Origin of the sequence: Paenibacillus sp. CF384 (assembly GCF_900106745.1) — a bacterium.
Classification (GTDB): domain Bacteria; phylum Bacillota; class Bacilli; order Paenibacillales; family Paenibacillaceae; genus Paenibacillus_Z.
In genome coordinates, this window is the sequence record NZ_FNNV01000020.1 from 52,996 (window position 1) to 68,742 (window position 15,747).

Here is a 15,747-nt window from a genome sequence, read left to right on the forward strand (position 1 = left end):
TTTGTTCCGCCCTTAAGTTATGGAAGCGCTTACGAGCGGCTATGGCAAGAGGGCCGGCAAGCTCCCTCCTATACCTGTTACCCTTTTACTGCACCAACCGTAATCCCTTGAATGAAATAACGTTGTACGAACGGGTAGAACATGATGACCGGCCCTGTCGCAACAACTGCGGTTGCCATCTTCATCGATTCCAGCGGCATATCCCGGAGGGGAACGTTCGACGAAGCTGACGAATTTCGAATGAAATCTGCGCTCGTGATGACGTTATAGAGGAACAGCTGCAGCGGACGATACTTCATATCCGGCGACAGAAACAGCATCGCGTTATACCACTCGTTCCAATAACCCAGTGCAATAAACAAGCCGATCGTAGCGAGCGCAGGTGTTGTCATCGGCAGAATGAGTCGCATGAAGATGGTGAAGTCGCCTGCACCGTCGATCTTAGCGGATTCGGTAATGGCATGCGGGATCGATTTCGTGAAGCTCTTCATCATAATGATGAGGAACGGGCTCATTAATCCCGGCAGCAAGACCGCAAGGTAATTGTCGCCCAAACTTAAGTATTGTTTGATAAGCAGATAGAAGGGAACCAGTCCGCCGGAGAACAGCGTTGTAAAGTAAATGAAGAAGGATATGGAATTCCGCTGCTCGAAGTCCGGCCGCTGCAGCGCGTATCCGGTCATGGCAACCAAGAATAATCCTGCAATAGTGCCTACTATCGTAAGTCCGATCGTCACCGCGTATGAACCGATGATTAAATCCGGATTCTCGAAGACGATTTTGTAAGCAAAGGTACTGAACTCCCGCGGCCAAATATTGAAGCCATGTTTCGCGATGGACGCTTCTTTGGTAAACGAAGTGCCCAGTACGACTAGAAACGGGACCAAGCAGCAGAGTGCGAACAAGCCGATGAATACATAACCGAAGCCTCGAACCATTAAGGACGTCCCATCCGTCCGAATGCGTTTGTGGACCACTTCCATGCGAGTCCCTCCTAAGAGATATACGATTCGTACGCTTCCTCGTGAGTGAAAACTCACTTACGGGAGCATACACTAGAATAACGAGTTATCCGGTGATGTTTTCTTCACAAGCCAGTTTGCTGTGAGGACGACGACGAAACCGAATACTGACTGATACAAGCTTACTGCGCTGCCCATCGAGAAATTGAAGTTGTTCATCAGGGAGCGGAATACATACGTTTCGATAATATCGGTCGTGGCGTAGAGCGACGTATTGTTAGCGCCGACGAGGTTGTAGAACAAACCGAAGTTCCCTCGAAGCACGCCGCCAAGCGAGAACAGAAGCAGAATAATAAACGTCGGCTTCAGCCATGGCAGAACGATGTAGCGTATCCGCTGCAAGGCGTTGGCACCGTCGATCTCGGACGCTTCGACGACTTCGGAATCCAGCCCCATGATGGCGGCAAAATAAACGATGGACCCGTAACCTGTCGACTGCCAGAGGTAAGTGATGATAATGATGAATGGCCACACATGCGGATTGGAGTACGTTTTGACCGGATCCGCACCGATGGTTTTCAAGATCCCGTTCAGCATCCCGTAATCGTAACTTAGGATGTTGTAGGCAATAAGCCCGATAATAACGAATGAGATAAAGAACGGCAGGAACATGATCGTCTGCGATACCTTCTTGAACCATTTCTTGCGCAGCTCATTCAATAGAATGGCGATGAAGATTTGCAGGAAATTTCCGAGTATGATGAAGGCCAGATTATACAGAATCGTATTGGCAGTCAATCGCCAGAGGTCGCCTGTCATCACTAGGAATCGGAAGTTATCCATCCCGATAAATGCGCTTTTGAAAATTCCATCCGTATAGTTGTATCGAATGAAGGCAAGGTACAAGCCCGGCATTGGCAAATAAGCAAATATGGCGAAGAACAGAATAGCCGGTACACACATGAGAAGCAGCGTACGATTGTTCCACAGCCTCTTCCTTCGCGTTTGCATCGACTTTGAAGTCGACTTCGCCGATCCGGCCTGCTGCGCGATTGTTTCCATCCTAACTCCCCCCTCCAGATCAAGTTGTCATTAAACTATAGCTGCACGCCGGCAGGTACAAAGGTTAAGCTCTCAAGCCGAGATGTCGATCCGGCTTCAACCGCTTCGAGCAGAATAATCAGCTTGTTCTCACCCTCCGCGAACCAAGGTCCCGGGAGGAAGAACGAATCCTGACCGCCTCCGCTCATCGCCGGTCGCGAATCGCCGCCTGCTGTCCATAACCGCCCTACTATCACGCCGCCAAAATAAATCGTTGCTTTCATCCCGCTGCCTTTCACATACACCCGCCAGCCATTCGAGCCGCTGGCTTCCGGCAATGTTCCATACAGCCAAGACACACTTCCTGCTTCCATCGAGACCGGCAGCGAAGTTGGTACTGCACCCTGCTGCTCGGCTTCCGCATGAGCGAGCAATCCGGCTTCGTCTGCAGCGGATAGCTGCCAATTACGAGCAGCGTTCCCCTCGTATACGATAACCTCCCCGGCTCCTAATCCGAGTACACGTTCCAGGAATACCGTTACCTGAACCTCTTCGCCCGGCTGTACATGCTTAGAGATATTGAGATACGGATCAAATGGGTGAACCGTACCGATGGATGCACCGTTTACGAACACCTGCGCCAACGCTTGGATTCCTTTGAAGTGCAGCGTCCACGAATCTGCATTCTCTGACGCTGTGAAGGTTTTGCGGTAATATTCACTGGATGGATGATCCGGTGAGAGCCATCCGCCAAAGGTGCATATCGCCCACGCTTGATCATCGTAGTCGCGTTCGAGCACTTCCGGCTGCAGCGTGCGCGATTTCACTCGCAGTATCCGCCAGTGCAGCAAAGGCTTCACGCCTGTGACAGAGACAAGACCGGTTAACCCTTTCATGGAGTCAAGTCTTAGTGCCGGCAGACGAGGATCATCGAAGTTGGTATGTCCCCAAATTTCCACGCGAGCCGTAAGTTTGTTTCCCACACCGCCGCGGATAAATCGGCTGCCGCCCCCGGGCGTCATCGTTCCGAGGTAGCTGTCTCCTGCATAGAGCGAGATCATGTCGCTACCATTCTGAACGAGGATTCCTTGCACAGCTTGTTCTTCTGTATCGATGCCGCTATCGGCTTCGTACCATGCATAACCACGGTAGATTCCGTTATTCTCCAGGAAGTCCGCTGCTGGCAGAGATACTGCTGCATTTATCGACAAGGAAGCAGTTGGTGATACCGCTTTCAATGACCAATCTACAAGTGTCTCTCGAGGAGCATCATCATAAGCAATCGGGCTGCCAATCGTTACTTCGCCGCCATCTTGGATGACATTCATCAGCAGCGCATCCGCTCTTGCCAAGCATACCAGCTCAAGCACCGTACCATCCGCCAGCTCTAAGGTACATGAAGCAATCGTTCCGGCTTTCCCCTGGAAGACGAAGAGATAGTTGCCATCTTCGCCGTTAGCCGATGCTGCAACGCCATTCTCTGCGATGCGAACTGCGGGCTGCTTCAAGTTCAGCGCGATTTCTCCTTCATACTCACTGTGGAATACGATGACCGTCTTAGCAGCTTCGCGGTGTACATCCGTCAGCTCTGCCGTCGAATAGCGCAGTACGCCTTCTATTCCCCAGCCGCTCATCGGAACCCCGATTGGCAGCATTTCGCATCTGGCCGGAATGGTGCGAAGCTTTGAAGTTTGTGGAATCACGCCACCGCCGGTGCCTTGCAGTTCTAGCTGCACGACTTCCTCTTGCTCGCCCACATTGGCTACGAACAGGAGATGTCCGCCTTGCGCAAGCTGCAGTTGACGCTGAACCAGTGTACCCGGTGCTGTCGCATCAGCCGAATCTACTACGAGCCTTCTTGCTGTTGCGATGTCCGCCGCAGGAGCCGATTGCGCTTCTGCAAGCGAGCTGCCATAAGCGGTAATTATGCGGCGCATCAAGCGACCTTCGTACGCTTCAGGGCGAATGTGGCCTTCCGGCGAAATCATGCCGTAGAAGTCATAATCGGAAGTCATCAGCGCTAATGGGTCTCCCCAGTTGTTGGTACCGTTGGTAAAGCCGAAGTTGGTTCCGGAAACTTGCAGGTAAGGGCCGAGCAGCTTCGCCCCGCAGGATAATAAACGTCGAAGCAGAAAATGCGATCGGTTGGTCTCGGTGACTAGCAGCGGTAGATCATGCTCAGCCAGTCTCTGTTCATAAGCGGTTACTTTATATTCAAACTCGGGGTCTTTGTCATTCGGATAGAAATTACAAGTCGGTGCGACATCTTCCACAAGGCCCGAAGCCTCGTAAAGTCCACCTTGCCCCGCACAAGCTATTAACGGGACCTGTATGCCGCGGTTAACTGCCATGTCTCGAAGCGCGGTTATGTAACCTTTCGGATCAGGGCAGTCGTAGAAGTCGAGCTCATTCTCAAGCTGCACGCAGATGATGGAGCCGCCTCGCTGCTGTTCATACTTGGCCATTAGAGGGAGAATACGATCGAACCACTTCTCTACGGCCTGCAAATAAGTGCTGTCTGTGCTGCGGATCACCATATCCGGTTTAGCGAACAGATAAGCGGGAAGTGCGCCTCCATCCCATTCGGAGCAAATGTACGGCCCTGGTCTTGCCACTACCCAGAGACCCACATCAGCAGCCATCTGCAGGAAGGCTTCTACATCCCGTTCGCCGGAGAAATCCCAGCTGCCCTCTTCCAGCTCGTGGAAGTTCCAAGGGAAGTACACATCGATGGCGTTGTACCCGAAGGCCTTCACCTGTTCCAAACGTTCGCGCCAATGGGCACGTGGATTGCGGAAGTAGAAGAGTGAGGCGCAGAGGATAATTTCGGCTTGACCGTCGATGCGGAGTGCCGAAGACGACAGCTGTAAGGCGGAACTTGTTTTCATGTCCATGTTCATGCGTTCGATCCTCCCTGAGGTGAGCAGTGACCACTTTTTTATGAAACCCATTTCATACGCTGTTAAAATAAAAATACACTTTAACGTTGCGGGTTTGAGCGAAGTTTGAACAACATCACAGATACCGTTTGTAAGTGTATTTCAGGAGACTACATGCGTTAGCATCGTGCCGGAATTATACGATTGTGCGGGTTTTATGAAACCCATTTCATACCTGGGTTAAAATTAAACCCTTGCTAGAGGGTCATCTTGATTTGAAGTTTACATTCAAAATGATAGCGCTGTCAATACTATTTTTTTGAAATGTGGTTTATCCCTGCGACGACAGGTAATCAGCCATTTTGATGACATTAACCGACAATGGTGCCGTACTTTCACGCACGACGAGCTCAGGTTGAAGGACGGTCAGCGTATCGATGCTGTTCTTCCCGATCAACTGGTGCAGAATATGAGCAGCCGTACGGCCAAGCTCCAAACATTTGAGCGAAATGGTGGTTAACTCCGGAATCACATTAGCCGCAAGCGGAATATCGTCGAAGCCGATAATCGACATATCCTCAGGCACACGCAAACCATGCTTAACCGCAGATTTGATCGCCCCGATTGCAGATAGATCATTCGCGCAAACGATAGCCGTTGGGCGTGCACCTTCCGTGCTAAGCAGCTCGTTCATGAACACTTTGCCAGCCTCTACTGTGAAACCGCCGGTAATAATCCAATCCTCGCGAATCGGCAATCCAGCTTGCTGCATCGCTTTCGTGTAGCCTTCCAAGCGCTGCACCGTATTGGACATCTGCTTGTAGCCGCCGACAAAAGCAATGTCCTTATGGCCAAGTCCAATCAGATGCTCGGTCGCTAGTACGCCGCCTGCAACTTCATCGATAATGACGCGGTGAAACTTCGCCCCCGGCAAATTGCCGTTAATGAGCACGACAGGCAGACGCTTGTTCACTTCCGCTACTTCCTTCGCCATCTCCTTGCTGCAACGGGCAAGGTCGATCCGGCCGCCAATCATAATGATGCCGTCAACCTGCTTCTCCATGAGGATATTCAAGTACTGGGATTCCCGCTGGTACTGCGCCTTGATGTCCTGGTTGGAGGAGCCTGTGTCGCATAGGAAGAACGTATAGCCGTTATTTCTTGCTTCCTGTTCTAGTCCTGCGAGCACTTCCGGAAAGAACGGATTCGTAATGTCAGGCAAAATAATGCCGATCATGCCGGTTTCCTTCTTGATCAAGCTGCGTGCAAGCGCATTGGGCTGGAATTGGTGTTTCTGGATGAGACCCAAGATGCGTTCCCGAGTCGATGCTTTCACTGGCGCCGTGTTGTTCAAGACACGTGAGACGGTTGCGACGGAAACGTTTGCTTCTCTTGCAATGTCGTAAACAGTAACCGATTTCATTTTGCCTCACCCTTTGGGCTAAGATCTGTCTAGGTGACAGTTTTTCACTAGCATAGCAGAGTAATTTCCTTCTTGTAAATGGGGTTAAATCATCTGATAGGATGGCTGCAGCTTGAAGTCACCTTTCTTGTAATGTCCTGATGAGTTACCGTGGCACGAGTGAAACCAGAATCTAACCTCCTCCCTGGCAACCGAAAAATATGAGATTTCCAATGATAAAAATTACATAAATTAGAAAAAAATCAATGCCACTTTTTCCAAATTTATGTATACTAAAGATACGAATTCATGGCACCTAAGTTCGTAATTTGATTGACACATGTTAGCAAAATACACTTACGGAGGCACTCACATCTCATGAAGAAATCCAAAATTTTCGCTGTTCCATTTACTGCAATTATGTTATCGACCACCTCAGCCGTTTCCTCCGCACCAGCTCCAACTATCATTCAGAATACGCCGGCTGTAAAAACTGAAACCTCTCATATTGTAACTCGAGAAGTAGCCAGCAGCTCCATTTTCCCTTATGAATCCCAAGTTATTAATCCTACACATCATACTGGAGGGGCTTATACAGGCTCTTTTACTACAGCACCGGCTAACGGTAAATTTTTAAATGTCTGGGTTCAGAATCTTAGCTCTTCTACTGTCTATTTAACAATAAAAAGAAATAATGTCGAATTTATTTCTCCGATAGCAATTGCAGGTTCAACACAAAGAACTCAACAATTCGAAGAACAAGTTGCTGCTGGTATCAGCGGTAATTGGCAAGTCTATGTATATAGTTCAACTGGAAATCTACTGGATATTAATGTGTCGGCTAGACAGTTTTAATTTTTCTAATTAGCACTTTATAACATAAAAAAGGGGCTGGCTCATAAGTAGGTCATTCAACTTATGGACAGCCCTATTCACTTAAAATCAGCCATATATTCATAAAGATAGCTCGGCAGTGGGTCTGTCCCTCGGAATAGCCAATGCTTTTACATTGTAACGGTTGTCAGCGTACTTAATTTAGACAAAATTCGATGTTCAGAACGCTAACGGTTGTGACAGAGGTTATATCCAGTAAAAAGGTTGATTTCGGATCGAAAATGGCCATATAAGCTCTATGGCAACCGTTAGCGAATAAAAATGGCCATTTGATGCAAAATAGCCGCTGTCACAACCGTTACAAGTACGAATGTGGTTTCAGAAGAACTATGCAGATGAGAAATGGCGTCACAGGTTTCATGCCTGTGGCGCCATTTTTCGTCTTCGGTCAACACCTCTGCCTATATATTCAAGGGTGCCGAGAACAACCGCGATTGGAAGTACATTCGACTGCGCAGTGTAGGCGGTCAACCTCATTCACTAAAGAGAGCCTCATAAACCTACAATATCTGCGCTGCCCCGCAGTTGCGGAGAGCAGCTTCCGCCGCCCCGCCGCGCGACAAATCCGGTCCGTCAGCCTGATCGCTGTTGCCGATATCCGCAGCCACGATAATGGCTCCCTGACTGAGCGCCTTGCGGCATGGTTCTGCATCACTGCTTGTCAATCCAATGTCAGTCAGCGTATGCTCCACATTGCGGTCATCGCCCAAGAAAGCGGTTGAGATCAGGAAACCGTTGCTCGGATAGGTCATCCCGCCGATGAAGCCGCCGCTGATATTGAGGCCGCTTGCCGCAGACATCGGCGCGTAGATGCGAAGATCTTCTACCCCATGATCGTCTGCAGCCGCGCGCGTGCCAAGCAGGTCCGTCATCTCGTCGGCATGCACGTCCGTTTCCGATTCGACCCGCCGCGAATGCTCTCGATCCTTAGCCAGCACCTTCAGCTCGTGGTTCGTAAACCCCGCCTGTTCCAGTGCCTGAATGGCCGCAACTGCTTCATTTTCCGTATTGAATATGCCAATTTTATATGTCATGTTCATCGCCTCCGCATCCCGTATTTAAGTTTGTTATACCCTAAATAGGGAGGATTAAACCGGATGACGAAGGAAATCCTGCCATTGAAAACAAGCTTCGAACAAGTCCGCAAGACGGTTAAGGACGAGACGGCGAACCGTCCGGAATACGAGAGAGCGTCCACCCCGGCAGCACGTCATGACAAGGGTATAACGCCGCTTTCTGTTCATCCAGCTCCACGCCGAAACCCGGGGTATCCGGGACATAAGCGTACCCGTTGCGAAGTACAGGACTGCCCGGAAACACCTCGCGCATCCGATCGGATATCGCGCTCCATTCCTGGACGCCGAAGTTCGGGCTGCTGAGATCCAGATGGATGTTCGCGGCCATGCCAACCGGCGACAGGTCCGGAGGCCCATGCCAAGCCGTGCGAATGCCGAAGGCTTCGCATAATGTACCCAGCTTCTCCGCAGGCGTCAGCCCGCCAATCGCGCTGACATGGCAGCGGATGAAATCGATCAACCGCTCCGTAATGAGCGGCATCCATTCCGCGGAATGGACGAACAGCTCCCCCATCGCGAGCGGTGTCGCACATTGCGCACGGATGTGTCGGAACCAATCCAAGTGCTCCGGCGGCAGCGGATCTTCGAGGAAGAATAAGCGATGCGGCTCCAGCTGCTTCGCCAATCGCACCGCTTCAATCGGCACAATCCGCTCGTGTATATCGTGCAGCAGCTCGACTTCGAAGCCAAGCTTGGCGCGCAAATGATCGAACATTTGCGGCACGCTGCGCACGTAAGCATCCGGGTCGAAATAAGCACCCGGCAGCACATGATCAGGCTGATGAAGCTTATGTCCCTGACCGCCATAGCCGCCCAATTGGCAGCGGACATACCGGCAGCCCTGCTCCATGAACATGCGAACATTCTCTTCCACTTCGCTGGCATCGCGACCGTCGGCATGGCGATAGACGGCTGCAGCATCACGCACTTTCCCACCTAGCAATTCATAGACGGGTACACCGCATAGCTTGCCTTTGATATCCCACAAAGCCATATCAATGCCGGAGACGGCATTGTTCAGCACCGGGCCGTTGCGCCAATAACCGCTGACCATAGCGGTTTGCCAAATATCCTCGATCCGTCTCGGATCCTTGCCAATCAGGAACGGCTTCAAATAGTGCTCCACCGCCGCCGCGACCGCAAGATGCCGCTGCGTAAACGTTGCACAGCCTAGGCCATATAGACCGGGCTCATTCGTTTCGATCTTCACGACAACGAGATTAACCCCATCGGGCGCGGTCATGATGACCCGTACGTCCCTGATTTCCACTTGTGCCATAGAGAGGACAGCTCCTTTTGAACCCTATAGATTAGCTAGCTGCTCTTCAGCATCCGCGGGAATTTCATGCCAGCCGTCGAATTTGCCGAGCAGCTGCTGAATGTAGAACGGTCCGCTCTCACGGAGCTGACGGGAACGCTCGCCGACGAAGTTATCCACCCGATTCTTGCAGAACGACTGCAAGTAGTTATAATACAAGGCGCGCCGCTCTTCAGTCGGATGCACATTCGGCTTCGCTGCATGCCACAGAGCGCCGTGAAAAATGACGGCATCTCCCGCTTCGACCAGCACATCAATCTGACCTTCGATTTCGCTCAGCCCATCCGGCGGATTCTTCCCAGAGAGATGGGAACCCGGAACGACGACAAGCGGCCCCTTCTCCGACGTAATGTCATCCAAGTAATAGGCGCAGTTGATCGATACCGGAAAATACCAATAAGGCGGCAGTGGATCCGGGTATACATGCGAGTCCATATGCCAGCCGACCGGCATCCCTTTGCCCGGCTTTATACGCGTGGCATTCACGCTTTCCATCTGAATGCGCGGCCCCATCAACGCCCGCATCAGATTAAATACCGGCGGGTTAACAAGCAGCGGCACAAACGCCTCGTCCCGGTCAATAATGTCGGGAAATTCTCGCGACGTAAAGCCCTCCGATATTTCAATCACTTTATCGATTAATGTCGATACATGCGCGGGAGACAAAGCCTGCTTCACGACAAAATACCCATCCCGCTTAAACTGATCGACCTGCTCTTCGAGAGTCATGCTCATTTCCGAAATTCCCCCTTAAATCATGATTTTATGATGAGCGCCTTGTTCATCGGCATGACGCCTCTTGGACTCACATCAAACAATCGATTGCCGATCCAAGTGCCTTCGTATCGCTCGCCGGCTACGATTTCTTCCCGCTTCACGAGCTCCGCAGGAAAGGCCAACTCCACCGTCTCCCCCGCTTCCAGCCCCGCAATAACCAAATACGGATGTGCAAGCCAAACACTCTGCTTACGCGGCGTATAGCAAGCAATCGCTTCTGCGGACAGCCAGCCCGGGACGCGGATATAGAGATCACCGACTTGCTTCGGCTGTACGCGCAGCACGCCGGCCTCCGGCACTTCGTACTCCATCTTGACGTGCTCATTCTCCTTCGTCAGCCACAGATTGACGTAGAGCCGATCTCCGCTGAGCGAGGTCGCATGATCCCAGACCAAGTACAACCCTCGGCCTCCGGCGGCGCAGCAGCAAGCCATCGTATCCACTTTGCCGCGGTTGGAGAAATCATTCGGATTCATCCGCCCCGTGAAGCCGCCGCGATAACGCTTCGGCACGTTGCGATACGTGCGCGTCGGCGTGTCCGGCTTATCGGTCACTTCCCTCGCCCACGACACGTCTCGCACCTGAGAGGCAACGAGCGTATTGGCGAATCGATCCGCATCGTCCCAGCAGGCAATATTGCCGTTCTTCGCCAAGTAAATCGCCGTATGAATCATATCCGTCGTACAGCAGGTTTCACTGTGCTGAATGACGCCCGGCAGCCAGCGGTACCGCTCGTCTACCGGCTCCTCCCCATTCAGGCCCGTGCCTTCCGGGAACCAACCATATGTACTGCCCATGCTGCAGGCCCAGTCATACACCTTCTGACACCAAGCGATGAGCTCCGCATCCTGCTTGATGGTGGCGTAGCGCAGAATGCCGGCAACTGCGCCCATCTTGGAATGGAAATGACCGTCATCCGGGTAACGCCCCTGCGACCAGAAGCTGCCGTCTGCTTCGAAGACTCGTGAATGATTCACGACGAAGCGCGTCAGCTTCTCCAGCATTTCCGCGGCAAGCGGATCGCCATATTGCTCATAATAAATCGCCAGCGGCAGGATGAAGACGCCTCCGCCATAATGCGTCGGCTCCACGATAAACCCATGTTCCGTATAGATCTCCTCCGGTACCGCCATACCCGGAATATACGTCTCAAACGGATAACAGATGTAATCCTCACGCTCGACCGCAATGCTCCGCATTCCTTGCAACATCCGTTCGATCCGCGTCTTCGCCTCATCCTCTTGATCGAATTTGAGCCAGCTTAAGAGCCCCAGAAACACGCTTCGCTGGTCAAACATATTAGCGCCGGCAGGAACATCCCAATCATTGCTCATTCGGTAAAACAGCCCATCCGAATCGCTCTGCATCCAGCGCAGCGCATCCTTCATATGCGTCTCTGCATCCCGGCCAAGACGCTCCCCGACGATCTCGCCGCATAGTATCGAGGCATCGAGAAACCGGCCAACCGCATCGCCGAAGTCCCACTCGCTATGCCAGGCGAACGATTCGTCACTGCCGATCTTCGCGAAGAAATACGGTAAATGATGATAGTCCGGATCAAGCATTTCCTTATAATGATGAATCGCTAACGCGGCCAATTCTCTGTAATCCAGTGCTCTGCCGAGTTCCACCTACTGATCACCCTTTCAATGAGCCTAGCATGATGCCCTTCACGAAATACTTCTGCAAGAATGGATAAATACATAGAATCGGCGCCGTCGTGACGATCAGCATCGCCATCTTGATCGATTCCGCCGTCACCGTAATGGCTCCTTGATGCATCTTGCTCAGAACCGCGAGGTTAGACGCTTCATTCGATTGAATGAGGAACAGCAGCATATTCTGCGCCGTCCACAGCTTCGTATTGGAAATGAACGTAAAGCCCGTGAACCAATCATTCCAGTGACCTACGCCGACGAACAACGCAATCGTAGCCAGAACCGGCTTGGAGAGAGGGAAAATAATGCTGAAGAAAATCCGGAAATCCGAAGCGCCGTCGATCTTCGCCGATTCCTCAAGCGCCTCCGGGAGCTCCGTCATGAACGTGCGCACCAGCATGATGTTAAAGGCGCCGTACAGCCCGGGAATAATATAGGTCCAGAAGCTGTTCAGCAAGTGCAGCTGCTGCAGCGTGATGTAGAACGGGATAAGCCCCCCGCTCAGGAACATCGGAATGACGATCCACCAGTTCAGAAACTTGCGCAGCGGGAATGTCTTCTTCGTGAGGACAAAGGCAAACATAGCCACGAGCAACACTTGTGTAACCACGCCTACGAGTACCCGAGCAATGGTCACGCCATAAGCAAGGAAAATATCTTTATCGTTAAAAATAACGTTGTAATTCTTCCAAGTGAAAATACGCGGCCAGAGGTAAATGCCCCCCTTCTGCGCATCCATCGCATCATTTAGCGAAATCGCCAAAATATAAATGAACGGATAGAGGCACAGCAACGAGAACGCGAGCATGAGCAGCATATTGACAACGTTAAACCATTTTTCTCCACGTGATCTCTGCATGTCTACCCTCCTTATTAGACAAATGCTGAGCCACCTATCGGCAGCTCAAACCAATTGTCGTTAAATAAGCGATTCTTGTTTAAACAACTTGGCGATGAAGTTGCAGAGCAGGAATAGAAGCAATCCCACCGTCGCTTGGAAAACACCCATAGTGGCGCCGAGCGATAGACCCATGAATCCGCCCGAATTGCGCAAATAGCTCAAGATGAGCGTATCCAGAATTTGACCGACCTCTTGCACCTGCAGGTTTCCCATCGTCCAGAGCTGGTCAAAGCCTGCGCTCATGAGTCCGGAAGCGCTCAGAATGAACAAGAGCACCATCGTGCCGCGAATGCCGGGCAGCGCGATATGCCAGATCTGGCGAACTCGGCTTGCGCCGTCGATGCTGGATACTTCGTACAGATGAGGATCGATGCTTGAAAGGGCTGCAAGATAAATGATGGCGTTAAAGCCGATATTTTTCCAAAGTTCAGTGAAGATCACGATCGGCAGGAAAGCACTCGTGCTCCCCATGAAATAGAACGGTTCATTCAAGAAGCCGATCTTCGTCAGCATGTCATTAATAAGCCCGCCATCCGGAGACAGCAGCTTATACCACAGCCCCGCCGCGATAACCCACGAGATAAAATAAGGCAGATAACTGATCGTTTGAACGAAGCGTTTAAATACCGTTTGATGAATCTCATTAATGAGCAGTGCGAATAGAATCGTGGCCGGGAAGCCAATGACCAGTTTAAGTCCGCTGATGATCAGCGTGTTGCGCAGCGCATTCGTAAAGTCAGGCAAATGGAAGATCGTTTGGAAATTATCCATGCCGACAAATTCGCTGCCGGAGTACCCTTTAACCGGATTGTAATCCTGGAAAGCCATAATAATCCCGATCATCGGGTAATAGGAGAACAACAGGAAGAAGATGAGCCCCGGTATCGCAAAGATATACAACCAGCGCTGATCCCACATTTTGCGGCCTATTTTCCCCATGAGAAGCTGTCTCTTGCTTGGCGTGTGCGTCTGCGTTTCAGCGAGAGTCGTCATCGCGAGACCCTCCTTTTCGGATAAATGATGGAGGAGAGCGCAGGAACGCTCCCCTTTCTGCTGATTGGTTTGCGTGTACGATCCAAAGATCGGACATGCAGCATTCAGCTGTTATTTTAAGCTATCGAGATTAATTGACTTCGCCGCTTCCGTTCTTTCTTCCACGACTTTGTCATAGCCGAGCGCACGGGCATTCTTGCCCCAATCCTCTACAAGCTTCTTGATATCATCCGGGTTCTTCGCTGTAATCGACTTCGCCACCAATTGCTTGTAACGATCGCTTTCGCCTACGGTTACTTTGTTCTCTACATCGCCCGGATCTACATAACGCTGCGGATCGGTAATGAACTCCGTCGGGAATTTGGATCCTAGATTCTTCCACGTTTCGATCATATCTTCGCGCATTTCATAGCCGGATGGAGCTTGGTTCTTGATCAGCGCTTCGTAGTTCGGAATGAACGAGTAGACGTCGATACCCAGATGAGCGCGTTTGTTCCAGTCGCCTTGCGTCTCATCGAAGAAGGCTTTCGTGTCTACGATTTTGCCATCGGCGTTGCGCTCCCATTGCTTGCCTTCCAAGCCGTACTTGGTCAGGATCGTACCATCCTCGGAGAGTACATAATCAAGCGTCTTGAAGAAGGTATTGACTTCCTCTTGCGGAAGACCCGCCTTCACGGCCCACAGACTCCAAGCCTCAAGCCGGAATTGAGGCAGACTCGGTCCTTGTGCAATAGTCGGATCATACAGCTGAATGCCGACGAACTTCGCGTTCGGATCGGTCTTCTTCATGCTGTCCGTGTAAGGGTTCGCCTGCTCCCAATAAGCGCCGTGAACGGCACCGATGCGGCCTTGGTTCCCTTTCTCGTCGATCTGGCCTTGCTTGAGCGAGAAGCTTTCTTCTTCAATTAAGCCTTCTTTGTACAGCTTGTTATAGAAGGTCAGCGCACGGATTAAATTATCCGGCTGCGACACGTCAGAACGTGCTGCTTTGCCATCAGCATCCGTGTACCACCAGCCTGTGCCGTTGTTCTGGCCCGGCGGGAAGAACACGTTGATCATGTTGCGGAAGTTCTCGCCGAATGCCGAGTAAGGTACAACCGGCTGGCCGTTCACGTCTTTGATTTGTTCCTTGAATGCTTTCAGCGCGTTATAGAACTCGTCTACTGTCTTGGGATAACCGAGATTGACTTTATCGAGCCAGTCTTTGCGGATCCAGATAGTCGGCTGGTCGATTGCGTAGGCTTGCATGTTGGAGAAGTTTTGTGGGATGCTGTACAGCTTGCCATCGTGGGGATTGGTTGAGAAAGGAAGCAGCTTCTCGACGGCGTGCTTCACATTCGGATATTTCTCAAGCCACGGCGTGAGGTCTTCCAGCTTGCCGCTTTCGCCCATGGTGTTCAGAATCAGCTTTGTTTTGCCGTCTGCCCCAACCGCTACGAAATCCGGCCAATCGGAACCGCCCGTGGATGCCCACAGCTGCAGCTTCTGGACGACATCGCCGTAGCTGCCCGTCTTGAGCACGTCATACGTTAAATTGTTCAGTCCTACGCGCTTCGTCAGCTCGGGGAGGACGATGTCCTTAGCCGGGTCGGCATTATCCCAGCCCCAGTTGAACGCCGTGATCTTCAGATCGCTGACCGTGCCAAGCGGTTTCTCTTCTGTATTCGTCGCTGCTGCATTGTTCGTCGTATTGTTGTTCGTTGCTGCTGCGTTGTTTGTTTTCGCTGCATCATTCGTGGCGGTATTGGTCTTATTGTCGTTGTTATTGCTGCCGCTGCAGCCAACAACGCCTAGAGAAAGGGTTGCTACACTTAACAGAATGCCTACTTTACGCTGGATTCTCACA

12 protein-coding genes are annotated in these 15,747 nt (G+C 51.5%); 1 reads left to right on the top strand and 11 read right to left on the bottom strand.

Translation table 11 applies throughout. The annotated features are described in order from the left end of the window. Window positions 1–77 precede the first annotated feature (77 nt). From BLW29_RS26000 to BLW29_RS26015, 4 genes are all read right to left on the bottom strand, one after another. Entirely contained in the window at window positions 78–983 is a 906-nt protein-coding gene (locus tag BLW29_RS26000; RefSeq protein WP_090985138.1) for a carbohydrate ABC transporter permease, read from the bottom strand. Window positions 984–1,055: 72 nt separating this feature from the next. Next, the gene (locus BLW29_RS26005) at window positions 1,056–1,973 is read right to left on the bottom strand and encodes an ABC transporter permease (RefSeq protein WP_090985305.1); all 918 of its coding nucleotides are present in this window, start codon (window positions 1,971–1,973) and stop codon (window positions 1,056–1,058) included. A gap of 86 nt (window positions 1,974–2,059) precedes the next feature. After that, entirely contained in the window at window positions 2,060–4,903 is a 2,844-nt protein-coding gene (locus BLW29_RS26010) for a beta-galactosidase (RefSeq protein WP_177186827.1), read from the bottom strand. A 310-nt stretch (window positions 4,904–5,213) separates the two neighbouring features. Next, window positions 5,214–6,305 (bottom strand): LacI family DNA-binding transcriptional regulator, encoded by a 1,092-nt coding sequence (locus tag BLW29_RS26015; protein WP_090985142.1) that lies wholly within the window; start codon window positions 6,303–6,305, stop codon window positions 5,214–5,216. A 357-nt stretch (window positions 6,306–6,662) separates the two neighbouring features. Here BLW29_RS26015 and BLW29_RS26020 point away from each other — a divergent pair, with 357 nt between their 5' ends. Continuing rightward, a complete protein-coding gene (locus tag BLW29_RS26020; protein WP_090985145.1) occupies window positions 6,663–7,139 on the top strand; it encodes a hypothetical protein in 477 nt (158 codons plus the stop codon). 539 nt (window positions 7,140–7,678) lie between these two features. On the opposite strand, the gene BLW29_RS26025 is transcribed toward BLW29_RS26020, so the two are convergent. The 7 genes from BLW29_RS26025 to BLW29_RS26055 form a co-directional block, all read right to left on the bottom strand. Beyond that, the gene (locus BLW29_RS26025; RefSeq protein WP_177186828.1) at window positions 7,679–8,212 is read right to left on the bottom strand and encodes a general stress protein; all 534 of its coding nucleotides are present in this window, start codon (window positions 8,210–8,212) and stop codon (window positions 7,679–7,681) included. Window positions 8,213–8,330: 118 nt separating this feature from the next. Continuing rightward, window positions 8,331–9,533 carry an enolase C-terminal domain-like protein gene (locus BLW29_RS26030; protein ID WP_090985148.1) on the bottom strand — a complete coding sequence of 401 codons (1,203 nt, stop codon included), beginning with the start codon at window positions 9,531–9,533 and terminating at the stop codon, window positions 8,331–8,333. A 24-nt stretch (window positions 9,534–9,557) separates the two neighbouring features. Then, a complete protein-coding gene (locus BLW29_RS26035; RefSeq protein ID WP_090985150.1) occupies window positions 9,558–10,307 on the bottom strand; it encodes a phytanoyl-CoA dioxygenase family protein in 750 nt (249 codons plus the stop codon). A gap of 20 nt (window positions 10,308–10,327) precedes the next feature. After that, complete coding sequence (locus BLW29_RS26040) at window positions 10,328–11,980, bottom strand: glycoside hydrolase family protein (RefSeq protein ID WP_090985152.1); 1,653 nt, start codon at window positions 11,978–11,980, stop codon at window positions 10,328–10,330. A gap of 7 nt (window positions 11,981–11,987) precedes the next feature. Continuing rightward, window positions 11,988–12,866 carry a carbohydrate ABC transporter permease gene (locus tag BLW29_RS26045; protein ID WP_090985154.1) on the bottom strand — a complete coding sequence of 293 codons (879 nt, stop codon included), beginning with the start codon at window positions 12,864–12,866 and terminating at the stop codon, window positions 11,988–11,990. A 60-nt stretch (window positions 12,867–12,926) separates the two neighbouring features. Beyond that, the gene (locus tag BLW29_RS26050; RefSeq protein WP_090985155.1) at window positions 12,927–13,901 is read right to left on the bottom strand and encodes an ABC transporter permease; all 975 of its coding nucleotides are present in this window, start codon (window positions 13,899–13,901) and stop codon (window positions 12,927–12,929) included. A 111-nt stretch (window positions 13,902–14,012) separates the two neighbouring features. Beyond that, a complete protein-coding gene (locus BLW29_RS26055) occupies window positions 14,013–15,746 on the bottom strand; it encodes a type 2 periplasmic-binding domain-containing protein (RefSeq protein WP_090985158.1) in 1,734 nt (577 codons plus the stop codon). Window position 15,747: the final 1 nt, after the last annotated feature.